Origin of the sequence: Aeromonas sp. LsrichE-8G (genome assembly GCF_022869435.1) — a bacterium.
GTDB classification, from domain to species: Bacteria; Pseudomonadota; Gammaproteobacteria; order Enterobacterales; family Aeromonadaceae; genus Aeromonas; species Aeromonas caviae.
Map to the genome: position 1 here is coordinate 1 of NZ_JALIHH010000275.1, position 471 is coordinate 471.

At 51.0% G+C, this 471-nt stretch carries 1 pseudogene; it reads right to left on the reverse strand.

Annotation, left to right across the window (positions count from 1 at the left end):
• Nucleotides 1–443 (reverse strand): annotated as a pseudogene (locus tag MUW49_RS21220) (IS1595-like element ISKpn3 family transposase); the annotation flags it as partial.
• Nucleotides 444–471 lie beyond the last annotated feature (28 nt).

A 471-nucleotide genomic window follows, 5' to 3' on the forward strand; every position in this document is an offset into this window, starting at 1 on the left:
CAGTAGACATCATCGAGCTGAATGATGCCGCTGATGGGCTGCTTGTCATCGGACTCTTTCATGGCTTGCAGCAGCTTGTGCTTGAGCATCCAGGCGGTGTCATATTTGACGCCCAACTGGCGCTTTAGCTCCATCGCTGACAAGCCTGTTTTGGTTTGTGACAACAGGTGCATTGCCAGAAACCACTTGGTCAGTGGGAGCTTGGTGTTTGCGAAAATCGTGTTTCCAGTCAATGACATCTGGTGACGGCAGTGATTGCATTGCCACACACGTGGCCGCCTTCTCAGGCGACAACAGGTCTTGTTGGCACATTCAGGGCAGACAAAGCCGTTAGGAAAACGCCAAGTGAACAGCGCGTTTTCGCACTGAGCCTCAGTGCCATAGTCCTTGAGAAACTCAAACAGGCTGTAGCCTTTCTGGAATTGGATTTTGCTTTTGGCCATGATCTCGCACCTCGATAACTGTACGTAA